The organism is Dysgonomonas sp. ZJ709, assembly GCF_011039195.1.
In the GTDB taxonomy this organism is placed as follows: Bacteria; Bacteroidota; Bacteroidia; order Bacteroidales; family Dysgonomonadaceae; genus Dysgonomonas.
Genome location: NZ_JAAKEM010000009.1, coordinates 33,285 through 46,585, shown reverse-complemented (window position 1 = coordinate 46,585; position 13,301 = coordinate 33,285). Strand labels below are relative to the sequence as shown.

The window sequence follows — 13,301 nt, the reverse complement described above, 5'->3', positions numbered from 1 at the left end:
TTTAATTTATTTTTGCTGTCAAATCTTGATTATTTTTGCACACACCTACATATAATTTAATAAATGGATTCTATAAAACAAAAAATAGATACACTTCGTGAGGAGTTGAACAAACATAACTATAACTATTATGTATTGTCTACACCTACTATTTCAGATTTTGATTTCGATAAGAAATTAAAAGAGTTATCCGATCTGGAAACACAATATCCTGAATTTTTCGATGCTAATTCGCCTACACAGCGTGTAGGTAGCGATATCAACAAGACATTCAAACAGGTAGCCCATAAATATCCGATGCTCTCGCTAGGTAATACATATACCGAAGAAGAGGTGACGGATTTTTATAACCGTGTAAAGAAAGGTTTGAACGACGATTTTGAAATTGTTTGTGAACTGAAATATGACGGTACATCCATTTCATTGACTTATGTTGACGGACAACTTACGCAGGCTGTAACGCGTGGTGATGGTGTACAGGGTGATGATGTGACGGCCAACGTGCGCACAATCCGCAGTATCCCTCTGCATCTGAATGGAAGTGATTACCCTAAAGAATTTGAGATAAGGGGAGAGATATTATTGCCTTGGTCGGTATTCGAAGAACTGAATAAGGAGCGGGCAGAACAAGAAGAACAATTATTTGCCAATCCTCGTAATGCAGGATCAGGAACACTTAAGCAGCAAGACCCTAAGATAGTAGCATCGCGTAAACTCGATTCTTATTTCTATTATATATTAGGAGAGGATTTGCCGACAGATGGTCATTACGAGAACTTGATGAAGGCTAAAGAGTGGGGCTTTAAAACGTCTGATGCGATGAGAAAGTGCAAAACTCTGGATGAGATATTTGCTTTCATTCATCATTGGGACATTGAACGTAAAGATCTGCCGGTAGCTACAGACGGTATAGTTCTGAAAGTAAATTCGCTTACCCAGCAACGTAATCTGGGGTACACATCTAAATTTCCTCGTTGGGCTATTGCCTTTAAATTTCAGGCAGAAAAAGCATGGACACGATTGCTGTCAGTATCTTATCAGGTGGGTAGGACAGGGGCTGTTACACCTGTGGCTAATCTGGAAGCGGTTAAGCTATCGGGCACTACGGTTAAACGTGCATCACTGTATAATGAAGACAATATAAAAGCGCTCGATTTGCATATCAATGATTTGGTATCGGTAGAGAAGGGTGGGGAGATAATTCCTAAGATCACAGAAGTAGACACTTCGCAACGTAATATATTTGACGAGAAAGTTGAATTTATAAAAGACTGTCCCGAATGTGGAACTCCCCTTATAAAAGATGAAGGAGAAGCTATATTCTATTGTCCTAACGATACTTTATGTCCTCCGCAAATCAAAGGGCGTATAGAGCATTTCTTTACTCGTAAAGCTATGAATATCGGCGGTGGTTCGGAAACTGTCGAGCATCTTTATAATGCCGGATTTATTCATGATATTGCAGACGTTTATACCTTAAAATGGCAAGATGTTGCACGTTTGGAACGTTGGGCTGAAAAAAGTGCAAAGAATCTTATAAGCAGTATCGAAAATTCGGTTGCTGTACCCTACGAAAGGGTTTTGTTTGCTTTGGGCATCCGATATGTAGGTGAAACAGTAGCAAAAAAGCTGGCTATGGCATTTACTAATATTGATACACTAATGGCGGCGACAACAGAAGATTTGGTTCAGGTGGATGAGATTGGCGAACGTATTGCTCAAAGTGTAGTAGCTTATTTTCAAAAGGAGAAAAACAGAGAGGTTATTGCTAAGTTGAGAGAATATGGTTTGCAGTTTGAATTAAGCGATGATATTATATCACAAAAAACAGATAAGCTTGCCGGTCTGTCAATTGTTATCAGCGGTACATTTGAAAAATATTCACGGGACGAATACAAAGCGATGATAGAGCAGAATGGTGGTAAGAATAGTGGCTCTATTTCGGCGAAAACAAGCTATATTCTAGCTGGTGATAATATGGGTCCAGCCAAACTGGAAAAAGCAGAAAAGCTTGGTGTACCCATTATCGATGAGGCTAAATTCTTGGAAATGATTGAATAGTATGCTTAATTGAGAATAAATAATAAGGTTTCGAGCCTTTTACTTTACTTATTTAACCTTAAATAGAAAACAAAATGATTCTGTTTTAGTTATAATTAGATATCTATAAACATCTTAAGAAAAAATATATGCTTGATTTCTATATAAAAAAGAAGGTAAATTCGGTCTTGAAAAACCATACTCGTAAACATGTTTTCCGTTCTCCCGAAAATATGGTTACGATACTTATTCTTTTCAATTCTAAAGACTGGAAAGAGGTAAGTGAAATAGCTCAGGATATGAGGGATAATGGAAAGGAAGTCTTGTTATGGACTATACAACCAAAGAATGCGCCTGCTTTGGATATGCCTAATGTACGAATAATAACCTCAAAAGAATTATCTAAAACGCAAGTGCTTTCATCCTCTGTTATTAATGAATTCGAATCTTTGGAATATGACACTCTTCTTGATCTGACGACTAAAGATGAGAACGCATTGCTTTACTTATTGGGAATCAATACCTCCGAATTTTGTGTAGGCATTAAAGAGTTAGATTATAAAGTATTTGATTTCATAATATTGAAAGAGGATGATAAAAACTTGGTTGAAACTTACACTCAAATAAAATTTTACCTTAACAATATACGTTGAGGTGCAAATAAATTCTTAATTTTGCACAAACCGAAATCAGTTATCTATTCGTAAGATAGAGAGATTAGCTTGAACGACTTTTTATGCCAAGAATGAATTTGAAAGGAATGGGGGTTGCTTTGATAACTCCTTTTAAAGAAGACGAAAGTGTCGATTATGATGCTCTCTCTCGTCTTGTCGATTATCAATTGCAAAATGGAACCGACTACCTTGTGGTATTGGGGACAACAGCCGAAACGCCTACATTGACAGAAGATGAGAAGAAGCAGATAGTAGAATTGATAATTAGTCGTGTAAATGGTCAGATTCCAATCATTTTAGGAGAGGGTGGTAATAATACCCGTTCGATTGTCGAAAGACTGAAAACGTGTGATTATACAGGTATCGATGGTATACTATCGGTTGTTCCATATTACAATAAACCGTCGCAGGAAGGAATTTATCATCATTATAAAGCTATTTCGGATGCATCTCCACTCCCTATTATTCTATATAATGTTCCGGGGCGTACAGGAGTAAATATGAGTGCAGAAACGACGCTTCGTCTTGCATGCGAATGCGATAATGTAATTGCAGTAAAAGAAGCATCGGGCAATATGACCCAGATGGACGAAATAATTAAACGCAAGCCCGAGAACTTTGATGTCATTTCGGGAGACGATGGTATTACTTTTCCACTGATCACACTGGGTGCTGTAGGCGTTATCTCGGTTATAGGGAACGCTTTTCCAAAAGAGTTTAGTCGAATGACACGTTTAGCTCTTGAAGGAGACTATCAAAGTTCGTTGACAATACATCATAGTTTTAGCGAATTATTTAATCTCTTGTTTGTGGATGGAAATCCGGCAGGAGTGAAAAGTATGCTGAATATGATGGGATATATCGAAAATAAGCTTCGTCTACCTCTTGTACCTACACGTATTACTACATACGAACAAATAAGAAATGTACTTATCGATTTGAATATCAAGTGCTGATGCCATTTCTGGCAATAAAAGGTGAAAAATAATGGTAATTAATTTGCATAATTACCAAAACTGTTTTACCTTTGCAACGCAATTAAGCAATGGCTGCGTAGCTCAACTGAATAGAGTATCTGACTACGGATCAGAAGGTTCTAGGTTTGAATCCTAGCGCGGTCACTTTTAAAAGCACTTATAATGAAAGTTATAGGTGCTTTTTTGATTTTAATATAATTGATATTGTTAGAATGGTTTTAATGTGGTTTTCACATCTTAGTTAAACCAAGAGTTAAACCAGTTAAACCAATGAGTGCAACAGTTAATGTAGTGCTATTCAAGTCTAAAACCTTATCTAATGGAGAACATCCTTTGATGATAAGAATTTGTAAAGACAATAAGAAGAAATACAAAAGTCTAGGAGTCTCAATTCACCCACAATTTTGGGATTTTAACAAGAGCAAACCACGTAGAAATTGCCCTAATAAAGAAGCAATACAGAACCTAATTACAGAAAAAACAAAAGAATATTCAGAGCAAATTCTTGCATTTACGCTAGAAAGTAAAGACTACACAGCTACCAAACTTGTTGAAAAAATTAACATTTTTAAAACTAAAAACACGGTTCAAGAATTATTTGATAAAGAGATCAACCGCTTAAAGCAAGAGGGTAGGTTAAAGTATGCTTCTACGTACAAAGAGTTACTAGTCTCATTATTAAAATTTAACATTCACTTAGACATTTACTTCTCAGAGATTGATGTTATTTGGCTTAAAAGATATGAAGCATGGCTAAGATCAAAAGGACTAGCTAGTAATTCAATTGGGGTAAGGTTTAGAACCTTAAGAGTGCTTTTTAATAAGGCTATTGAAGAGAAACTAGTCAAGGCAGAGTATTACCCATTCAAAACTTATAAAGTCTCTAAACTACATGAAGAAACAGTAAAGAGGTCAATCACAAAACTTGATGTAGAGAGAATAATCAGCTATAAGAGTGATAGAGAATATACTCGACTAGCAATTGATCTATTTTATTTCTCTTACCTCTCAGGAGGGATTAACTTTGTTGATATATCCTATCTTACAGAAAGTAACATTGTAGATCAGAGATTAGTTTATACACGCAGAAAAACAAAGAAGTTGATTAAGATACCTATACAGGAGAAAGCATTTGAAATAGTTGTAAAATATAAGCAACAAGATAATCCTTATTTATTTCCTATATTGTCAACATTTCATAAGACTGATATACAGAGAGCTAACAGAGTAAATAAAGTTTTAGCCATAATAAATAAAGGTTTGAAGGGTATAGGTGAGGAACTAAATCTACCAATTGATCTTACTACTTATGTCGCACGTCATACCTATGCAACCGTTTTAAAACGTTCTGGGGTTAATACTTCTATCATTAGTGAATCATTAGGCCATAGTTCTGAAAAAGTGACTCAAATCTATTTGGATAGCTTTGAAAATAGTCAGATTGATGAAGCTATGAAAAATTTGTTGTGAGTATCAAACTTATTATGAATAATTATCTATGATTGCTAAAAGCATTTAAAATATTATATATAAATTTAGGTAATAACCTACAAACCTGACCCAAGATTCCCCTGAAAAAATAAATATAAATTTGCATAACAACTTGATAATTATTGTATTTAATAGTACAATCATTATCAAATATGGATATGTTTAAAGATGAATTTAACAGTCTGATAAAACTCGTTGAATATTTCAAAGAAGAAAAGACCTGTATTGAATATTTAGCAGTTAAAAGATGGGGAGAAAAACCCTGTTGTCCCCATTGTGAATGTGAAAAAGTGTATTGTTTTTCATTTCAGATGGTAAGAGATATTAATGTTCCTCATGTAGTAAACAATTTATGTTCAGGATGGTACAATATTCGAATCACTCAAAAAGTGGTTCATAGCTATCTACCATTCCATGACCCGAAAACATTTACAGAAATGTGTGATGAATTTGTTTTTAGATACAACACAAGAAAGCTAAAAGAAGGAGAACGTCTAAATAAAATGTTATCTTTGTATTGTGCTCGTTTAACTTATGAAAATTTGATTTATGAGTGATGAAAAAGAAAAGAAAGAAAAACCAAATGACAGTAAGAAGAAACCTAATTTTGGTCAGATTATTACTGAAATAGCAAAAATAAAACCGTCTAAAACTGACAAAAAAAGAAGAGATAACAATTTATTACGCCCTTACTTATTACATTAAAAATGTTTCCGCATAATACAGGTCGTACTTATGTGGATTTTTATTTTAAATATATGCTTATAAATGTTATTTTTACAAAAAAAAATCATTTTTACATGAAAAGAACGATTTGTTATTTGTTAGGAACAATAGGGTTAATATTTGTAGGATATATAATAGCTGCATTTATTCCTATTGATTTTTTCAAACCACAATTTGAGCCAGATACAATAAGTAAAGGTCAATATTATGGGAATTTAGTTGAGTTATTGGGTGCAACAGGAACTATAACTGCTGTTATTGTGGCTCTATTTTTAGATGATATAAAATCATTGTTTAAAAAAGTCAAATTTCAAGTACAGTTAATAAATGAAGAAATATCAGAGGAAATAGGGAAAGGACAAGGTTCTACTAAAAAGGCTGTTAGATATTTTCATTCAATCGAAATTATCAATAATGGAAATATTAATGCTGACAATTGTCAACTATATCTTGAAAATCTTACATTTAAAAATGACTCATTAAAACATCCAATAAAATTATTAACAAAAAATTCACCTATAAAATGGGAGCAAGTAGATAAAGATGAGGTTTATATACCACGTTCAGGTAAGAAAATAATGGAAATATTTTATATTTCTCCTCCCCAAATAACTGGAACTCCCGAACAATCGGGTGATCCTATTCCCGCAAAATTATCTCTAATAGGTGCAGATATTGAACATGAATATTTAGGAGGGAAATGGATTGCAGATTTATGTATATATTCATCTAATTGTCAACCTTTTAAATTCAAAGTTGAGATTGATTGGAATGGAGAATGGCATGATCGCCAAAAAGAAATGAATAATATGATAAAAGTAAACATAAACAAGATATGAAAAATATAATCTTAATAACTCATGATCCTCTCATTCAAAATGAAGTTCTTAAAGAAAGGATACGCAATATTGGAAAACATTATAATTTTTTCAATGGACAATGGGTTGTGGAAACAGATTTAAGTCCACAACAAGTATATAATAAAATTGCGCAAGGTGAATTTGAAAAGATTTCTATTTTAGTTGTGTTGATTGATATGGATTCATTTGAGCAAGGATATTGGGGTAGAATGAATGTTGATTTATGGAATTGGTTTAAAGAAGTGAAAAATTTAAATATATAAATTTTACTTTATTTAGCAAGGCATTCTGATTTAGAATGCCTTGCTAATTTTACCTAAATATATTACATCTATTTCAGACATACATGTATTCATAATATACGAGATATAGCCTTTTATATATCACAAGACTGAATAAAGATTTCTACCTACAATATACCAAACTAAAAAAATAAAAATGTCAGATGCTGCAATATGGAATGTATTATAGTATCTTTAAATATCGCTTTTTCTAGCAATAGGAGTCTTCTATAGACAATTATTACATGAAAGCTCACAAGTATATTGTGTGATTTTTAATTTAAATAATAAATATCAATAATAAATATCAATAATAAATATCAATAATAAATATCAATAATAAATATCAATAATAAATATCAATAATAAATATCAATAATAAATATCAATAATAAATATCAATAATAAATATAAAAAAGAAAACATTTTGAATACTGATATAGAGCTTATTAATGCTCCCAAAGGAGCGATGTATGTTAACGAGTTTATGAGAACACTACCAGATGGTATTTTTAATAAAAAGAATACAGGGTGTGGAGCAACATCTTTGATGATTGAAAATGATCAGCCTGTAATCATTTGCTGCCCAACACAACAACTAGTTAATAATAAAGTCGCACAATATCCCAATGATAGATGTGGATATGTGCTTTTAGGTGTACTAGAAGGTGTATACGAAAGTGACATCAAGGCTTATATTGTTGAATGTGAAGGGGTGCAGCCTGTCAAGATTATGGTTACTTACAACTCATTTGGAAAGGTTAGTAATGCACTTGGTGATAAAATTCAAGACTATAAGATAATTGTAGATGAATATCAAGAACTTCTTGATAGTGTTATGTATCGGGACAAAGTAATATTGAAGTTTTTACAAGAATTACAAGATGTACAACACGTTACCTATTTGTCAGCGACCCCAATACCTAACGAGTTCATTCCAAACGAACTGATAGGGCTAAAGCAGTATGAAATAAATTGGGGTGAAAATCAGGTAATAATTACACCTCATCGAATTGAAGTAGATAGTCCATTCTTATACATTTCCAGAATGATAATAGGACATAGGGCAGGAAACTCATTTTCGATAAAGGAAAAAAATGTAAAAGAATATTTTTTTTATGTAAACTCAGTATCAGCAATAAATACAATCATAAAAAAAGTAGGATTGACAAATGATGATGTAAATATCATATGTGCAGATAATGCAAAAAACAGAACTACTTTGGGAGATATTAAGATAGGCTCTATACCTAAAGAAGGAGAATCAAACAAACCTTTCACGTTTTGTACAAAAACAGCATTCTGTGGTGTCGATTTTTTCTCAAAAGCTGGATTAACTGTCGTTGTTAGTGACGGCAAACATACAAGTACTATGCTGGATGTATCAACAGATATACGACAAATAGCAGGACGTATAAGAAATGAAGACAATTTATTCAAACACGCTATACTCCATGTGTATAACACTGGGTATATACTTGACATATATGAGTTTGAGCGCAAACTTTCTGATAAGATAGCAGATGCAGAAAGAGATATAAAATCCTTCGAATGTTTGAAAAAGGAAGAAAAGGGTTATGAACGCAGTATTATAGAAAAAGTTGATAATGACAGTACTGAAAGTTTCGTAATATATGATGAACTGAATAAGAAGATGTATCTAAACGATTTAAAAATAAAATATAATCAATGGAAATTCGAAACTATCCATGCAGTGTATGCAAATGGTCTAACAATGTCAGAGGCTTATGCTAAAGATGGTTTTAATATAGAGGAAGCTATTAAGTGGGAACAAAAACTAAGAGATTTTATGGATGTTGTAAATAAAACACCTCCTTTCAAATCTTTATATGAGGAATATTGTGTTGTTATGGAAAATAAGCCAGAGGGCTTTGCTGCAATACCTCAAAGAGCCAAAGATATAGAATCGATAAATCCACTCGTTGCACATGCATATCAATTTTTAACTATTGGCAAAGTTAAGGCACTGAGATACAATGTAACTGACATTAAAAATGAGGTTCGTAATAATATGCCAGAAACAAAAGAAGCCATAAAATCAATCTTGAAAGATGTTTTTCGAGAAGGAAGTGTATACACTAATGCAGAAGCAAAAGCTATAATAAAAGACTGTTATAAAAAACTACGCATAAATGCTAAAGCAAAAACAACAGACTTGGTAGAGTATTTTGATATAAAAAAAACTAAAGTGACAATAGAGGATAAACGAATGGATGGAGTTAAGATCAGTAAGATTCATTTTATATATACGAGATCGAAGTATCGATTACAAAGAATGTAATTGTTGATATTTAGTTTATTAATGGGGTATTTCAACAGTTGGAATACCTCTTTTTATTATAAAGTAATGTCGAATAATTCTGCAAGTAATAGTCTCTTAAGAAGAAAATTACATAAAAATTCGACATTTGATATTTTTTATTTAAGTATAACCGTATGCTCTATATAACTTTTTTAACCTTAGATTATAAAGTTATATTTATCGATAATCTAAATAATTCAACTTTATTTACTTCCTTAAACGAATATTTACAATAGTAGTCTACCTCTTTTCTTATATATAATGTGTTTAAATTCAATTTTTTAGGTAAAAATTACATTATTTCATCAAAAATAAGCATGTTTAAGAGTATGATAGACCTTAAAAGACTCCCCCCTGTTATTGGATGGGTGGATATTCCCCCATTCTAACATTTAAAAACAATGATATATGGAAGTAATTGTAAAAATTTTAACCTATCTCGTGTGTGGCATAATTACATTTTTAGTTTTTGGGAGAGACAGGCAAGATCGTAGTAAAAAGAAATAAGTTAGAATAATAAATAGCCCATGCCGAGTGTTTTAATCTTATTTTCTTCAAATATGATTTATTCTAAGTAAGAATTTCTATTTTTGTGTAATAGAATTTAAATCATTGCTTATGAAGAAATAGAAGAATTAGAACATAATTAATATAAAGCGTTTGCTTTATTGCTTGTAGTTTCAGAAAATCGCCAATTTAATTGAAACAGCTACATAGTGATAGGTGAATGTTCATGTTATAGGCATGGGCTTTCCTTATTGTGGCTGTAGGTGTTTGGCGATACCTCTGAAACTGATATAGGCGAGTACCATGCCTTCTTTATGTAAATATGTGCACAAAGGGTTGCTGAAAACTTTTAGAGTAAGCCGATACTAGAACTAAATATTATGAAGAAATTTTTATCTCTGTTATTTATTGTGAATTTATTTGGCTTAAGCGCTATATATAGCAAGGGCATTGAGAATACTAATACAACAAAAGAATTAGACCTACCCTCTATAGAACTAACTATAACAAATCCACCATGTAATTTTATTCAAGGTAAACAAGCTGGCTATGAATATTATTATTCTGGGGCTATCAATGAGAAGGATATAGATAATGCTATAGTATATAAAATAATGGCAAATACACTACCTATGAACTTTTCATCCATGATTGAATCAGATAAAAATACGATAAAATCGAATTTATTGAATTGGGCAAAATCTAAGGGAACTCCACAACAAATTCAAGGAAATAATTATATATATGGTTTGACTTTTAAATATCAAGAACAAGGATTTAATATAAAACAGGCTGTAATATTGACTGAGAAATATGTATATGAATTTATGGTCTTTTCAAAACTATCTGTAGATAATGATTTTTATTCATTTTTAGAGAAATGTTTATCAGGATTAAAAAGTGGTCAAGGGGATAATTTATCTCCTGATGCTGATACAAATGATAGATTAGAAAAATTAAAATTAAGAATAGCTAAAAATACTGAAAATTCATTAACAAGACGAATTGGTGATATATTAAGTGAACATAGACCTGCTGAATCTATTGAATCTATTGGTAATCAACTACCTGATTATAGTAGATATGATGATAATATTCAATCTATGCATGATATAGAGAACATCGAAGACTTTAGGAAAAACGAAAGAAATAATGAAATAGGGACTATTGCAATAAACGTAGGCATAGGAACGACTATTTTATTATTTATAATACTACTCATTATAAAATCAGGTGATAAAAAGAAAAAAGATGATAACTAATAAAAACATATTATGAAACTTTCAAGTAAAGAAAAAGGATCATATTTAATATGGGTAGCATTTAACTTGCTGATACTATTATGTTTTGGTAAATTAAAATTCGATAATAGCGATTTCTACCCATTTAGTGATGGATTTGAAGATATCAGTGATTATGATATTGCTGAATTTTTAGTTTATATTCTCATACCTATATTAGTAATAATAGCAATAAAGTATAGGAAAAGCTAAAGTATACCATTCAGATGGAAAATTTCAAAATGAAAGATTTAGTGAGTATGAAAACTGCTCACTATTTTTGTATAAATAGTAAACAAAATTATTAATCATCTTGATTTAATTAAGAAAGTTAAACCACCAGTTAAACCAACAAAATAATATCAAAGAGTGTTTTGAAAGTCTCATTTATAACCTATTGATTATGAGTTACCTTTGCAACGCAATTAAGCAATGGCTGCGTAGCTCAACTGAATAGAGTATCTGACTACGGATCAGAAGGTTCTAGGTTTGAATCCTAGCGCGGTCACTTTTAATAAATAAGAAAGCATGTAATTCAATGAGTTACATGCTTTCTTTATTTAGATACTTGCCACTGTCTTTATTGTTTAAAGTGTAGATTTAGGGTTAATGCATATTTATTCTAACCCAAGATGTAAACCATAAATCAACATGAGTGGAACAGTCAATGTCTTCTTTTATTTAATTCCGCAGCCGATGGCTTTTGTTGTGGTCACAGCGACAGGTTGTCCTGCTAGTAATGCATCTACTGCATCGGCAATGTAGGTCTTTTTGACAGCCGAAGCATCCTCGTAATTATCGTCAATTGCTCCAATATATCTAACCACATTTCCTTTGCTGGTTCTTTCCAACACAAATGCATGAGGAGTTTTGGTAGCTCCAAAGATCGGATAAACTTTTTGGCCGTCATCAAAAAGATATGGGAATGTGAAACCGGCCTCTTTATGGCGTTTCTTCATTTCATCGAAGCTGTCAGCCGGATAAATTACAGGGCTGTTCGGATTGATTGCTATAACAGGATAGCCCTTTTCTTTATATTTTGAGTCCAGAGCCACCAAACGCTCCTGATATGCTTGTGCATACGGACAATGATTGCAAGTGAATACGACAATAAATCCCTTCGCATCTTTATAATCACCGAGCGAAACAAAAGTATCATCTACATTCTTGAGTCTAAAGTCGGTAACGGTATCACCAATCTGATAACCTTGTGCAAATATTCCTGAGCACATTAAAATTAAAACCCCAGCCAATAATATAATTTTTTTCATTTTTCTAAAAATTTAGTTATTAATAAATCAAGTTCCTCATAGGTAAACTCTTTACTGTAAAAAGCCTTTTCTCCCTTCTTCACAATCAGAGTTGCGGGTATAGTTCCATCCCACGAAGGATCTACTTTGTCGATCCAAGCATTAGCATCCGGATCGGCAAGTACGATAACCGGTAACTTTATATTCCTCTTCTCGATAAAAGGAATTACGCCATTTTCAATACGTGATTTGAAGTCAAGGCTTATTAAGACGATTTTTATTTTTTCGTTGGCATATTTCTTGCCGATTGCTTCAAAGTGAGGAAGTTCTTTGATGCAGGGGGCGCAGTAGGTAGCCCAGAAATTGAAAACGTATGTCGTGTCGTTCGATGTTTCAGGATGAAACATCGGTTCTATCTCATCGAAAGTATAGACCGGAATCTTACTGATTTGACTCTCGTTCTCAGTAGGGGGAATTCCACTTGTGAGGAATATAAAGCAACCGGCTAAAAATATATAAGTTGATAATTTATTGATAATCATATACAAAATTTCTTATAGTATTTATCTATTAAATTAACAGATTGATAAACTATAATGTTTGTTGAGAATCGATTTACATAATAAACTTTATAATAATTTAGGAAAATTGTTTATTATTTCTGTAAACAAATTTCTATTATTAAGTAATCTGAATCTTGGCTACATTTTGCATTATGTTTATGAGATAGCTTTTCCATAAGAATAGTTTGGCCGCCCAGTTTATTTCTGTACAACTGAATGACAAAATAAATCTATTTATTTATCCATTTGGTCGATAATTGATTATTACAGTATTATTATAACTTTTGTATCATCTCTTCTTTTGTATTTCTTTCGTTTTGCTATTGTCG

At 32.1% G+C, this 13,301-nt stretch carries 13 protein-coding genes and 2 tRNA genes; 13 read left to right on the top strand and 2 right to left on the bottom strand.

Features of this window, described 5'->3' with window-relative positions; all coding sequences use genetic code 11:
- Nucleotides 1-63: 63 nt before the first annotated feature.
- From ligA to G7Y56_RS08145, 13 genes are all read left to right on the top strand, one after another.
- Nucleotides 64-2,061 carry an NAD-dependent DNA ligase LigA gene (gene ligA / locus G7Y56_RS08205; protein ID WP_165042620.1) on the top strand — a complete coding sequence of 666 codons (1,998 nt, stop codon included), beginning with the start codon at nt 64-66 and terminating at the stop codon, nt 2,059-2,061.
- Nucleotides 2,062-2,189: 128 nt separating this feature from the next.
- Nucleotides 2,190-2,693: a hypothetical protein gene (locus tag G7Y56_RS08200; protein ID WP_165042618.1), complete on the top strand. Its 504-nt coding sequence runs from the start codon at nt 2,190-2,192 to the stop codon at nt 2,691-2,693.
- 83 nt (nt 2,694-2,776) lie between these two features.
- On the top strand, nt 2,777-3,670 hold the full coding sequence (gene dapA / locus G7Y56_RS08195) for a 4-hydroxy-tetrahydrodipicolinate synthase (RefSeq protein ID WP_165025429.1): 894 nt from the start codon (nt 2,777-2,779) through the stop codon (nt 3,668-3,670).
- Between the two features lie 91 nt (nt 3,671-3,761).
- Nucleotides 3,762-3,835: transfer RNA gene (locus G7Y56_RS08190), tRNA-Arg, on the top strand.
- 126 nt (nt 3,836-3,961) lie between these two features.
- The gene (locus tag G7Y56_RS08185; RefSeq protein ID WP_165042616.1) at nt 3,962-5,161 is read left to right on the top strand and encodes a site-specific integrase; all 1,200 of its coding nucleotides are present in this window, start codon (nt 3,962-3,964) and stop codon (nt 5,159-5,161) included.
- A gap of 179 nt (nt 5,162-5,340) precedes the next feature.
- The gene (locus G7Y56_RS08180; protein ID WP_165042614.1) at nt 5,341-5,739 is read left to right on the top strand and encodes a transposase; all 399 of its coding nucleotides are present in this window, start codon (nt 5,341-5,343) and stop codon (nt 5,737-5,739) included.
- On the top strand, nt 5,732-5,887 hold the full coding sequence (locus G7Y56_RS08175; protein ID WP_165042612.1) for a hypothetical protein: 156 nt from the start codon (nt 5,732-5,734) through the stop codon (nt 5,885-5,887). Before G7Y56_RS08180 ends, G7Y56_RS08175 begins: the two co-directional genes overlap by 8 nt.
- A gap of 95 nt (nt 5,888-5,982) precedes the next feature.
- Nucleotides 5,983-6,747, top strand: coding sequence for a hypothetical protein (locus tag G7Y56_RS08170; RefSeq protein WP_165042610.1), 765 nt, complete (start codon nt 5,983-5,985; stop codon nt 6,745-6,747).
- Complete coding sequence (locus G7Y56_RS08165) at nt 6,744-7,031, top strand: hypothetical protein (RefSeq protein WP_165042608.1); 288 nt, start codon at nt 6,744-6,746, stop codon at nt 7,029-7,031. The genes G7Y56_RS08170 and G7Y56_RS08165 overlap by 4 nt, the downstream gene beginning before the upstream one ends.
- 445 nt (nt 7,032-7,476) lie before the next feature.
- Complete coding sequence (locus tag G7Y56_RS08160; RefSeq protein ID WP_165042605.1) at nt 7,477-9,351, top strand: DEAD/DEAH box helicase family protein; 1,875 nt, start codon at nt 7,477-7,479, stop codon at nt 9,349-9,351.
- Between the two features lie 908 nt (nt 9,352-10,259).
- Complete coding sequence (locus G7Y56_RS08155; protein WP_165042603.1) at nt 10,260-11,141, top strand: hypothetical protein; 882 nt, start codon at nt 10,260-10,262, stop codon at nt 11,139-11,141.
- Nucleotides 11,142-11,153: 12 nt separating this feature from the next.
- Nucleotides 11,154-11,372 (top strand): hypothetical protein, encoded by a 219-nt coding sequence (locus G7Y56_RS08150; RefSeq protein WP_165042601.1) that lies wholly within the window; start codon nt 11,154-11,156, stop codon nt 11,370-11,372.
- Between the two features lie 221 nt (nt 11,373-11,593).
- Nucleotides 11,594-11,667: transfer RNA gene (locus tag G7Y56_RS08145), tRNA-Arg, on the top strand.
- 169 nt (nt 11,668-11,836) lie between these two features.
- On the opposite strand, the gene G7Y56_RS08140 is transcribed toward G7Y56_RS08145, so the two are convergent.
- Together G7Y56_RS08140 and G7Y56_RS08135 are read right to left on the bottom strand one after the other, a co-directional pair.
- Complete coding sequence (locus G7Y56_RS08140) at nt 11,837-12,430, bottom strand: thioredoxin family protein (protein WP_165042599.1); 594 nt, start codon at nt 12,428-12,430, stop codon at nt 11,837-11,839.
- A complete protein-coding gene (locus G7Y56_RS08135; protein WP_165042597.1) occupies nt 12,427-12,951 on the bottom strand; it encodes a TlpA disulfide reductase family protein in 525 nt (174 codons plus the stop codon). The genes G7Y56_RS08140 and G7Y56_RS08135 overlap by 4 nt, the downstream gene beginning before the upstream one ends.
- Between the last annotated feature and the right edge of the window lie 350 nt (nt 12,952-13,301).

Coding starts and splice junctions, on each gene's coding strand:
- ligA (WP_165042620.1), top strand. CDS start 64: ATGGATTCTATAAAACAAAAAATAGATACACTTCGTGAGGAGTTGAAC.
- G7Y56_RS08200 (WP_165042618.1), top strand. CDS start 2,190: ATGCTTGATTTCTATATAAAAAAGAAGGTAAATTCGGTCTTGAAAAAC.
- dapA (WP_165025429.1), top strand. CDS start 2,777: ATGCCAAGAATGAATTTGAAAGGAATGGGGGTTGCTTTGATAACTCCT.
- G7Y56_RS08185 (WP_165042616.1), top strand. CDS start 3,962: ATGAGTGCAACAGTTAATGTAGTGCTATTCAAGTCTAAAACCTTATCT.
- G7Y56_RS08180 (WP_165042614.1), top strand. CDS start 5,341: ATGTTTAAAGATGAATTTAACAGTCTGATAAAACTCGTTGAATATTTC.
- G7Y56_RS08175 (WP_165042612.1), top strand. CDS start 5,732: ATGAGTGATGAAAAAGAAAAGAAAGAAAAACCAAATGACAGTAAGAAG.
- G7Y56_RS08170 (WP_165042610.1), top strand. CDS start 5,983: ATGAAAAGAACGATTTGTTATTTGTTAGGAACAATAGGGTTAATATTT.
- G7Y56_RS08165 (WP_165042608.1), top strand. CDS start 6,744: ATGAAAAATATAATCTTAATAACTCATGATCCTCTCATTCAAAATGAA.
- G7Y56_RS08155 (WP_165042603.1), top strand. CDS start 10,260: ATGAAGAAATTTTTATCTCTGTTATTTATTGTGAATTTATTTGGCTTA.
- G7Y56_RS08150 (WP_165042601.1), top strand. CDS start 11,154: ATGAAACTTTCAAGTAAAGAAAAAGGATCATATTTAATATGGGTAGCA.
- G7Y56_RS08140 (WP_165042599.1), bottom strand. CDS start 12,430: ATGAAAAAAATTATATTATTGGCTGGGGTTTTAATTTTAATGTGCTCA.
- G7Y56_RS08135 (WP_165042597.1), bottom strand. CDS start 12,951: ATGATTATCAATAAATTATCAACTTATATATTTTTAGCCGGTTGCTTT.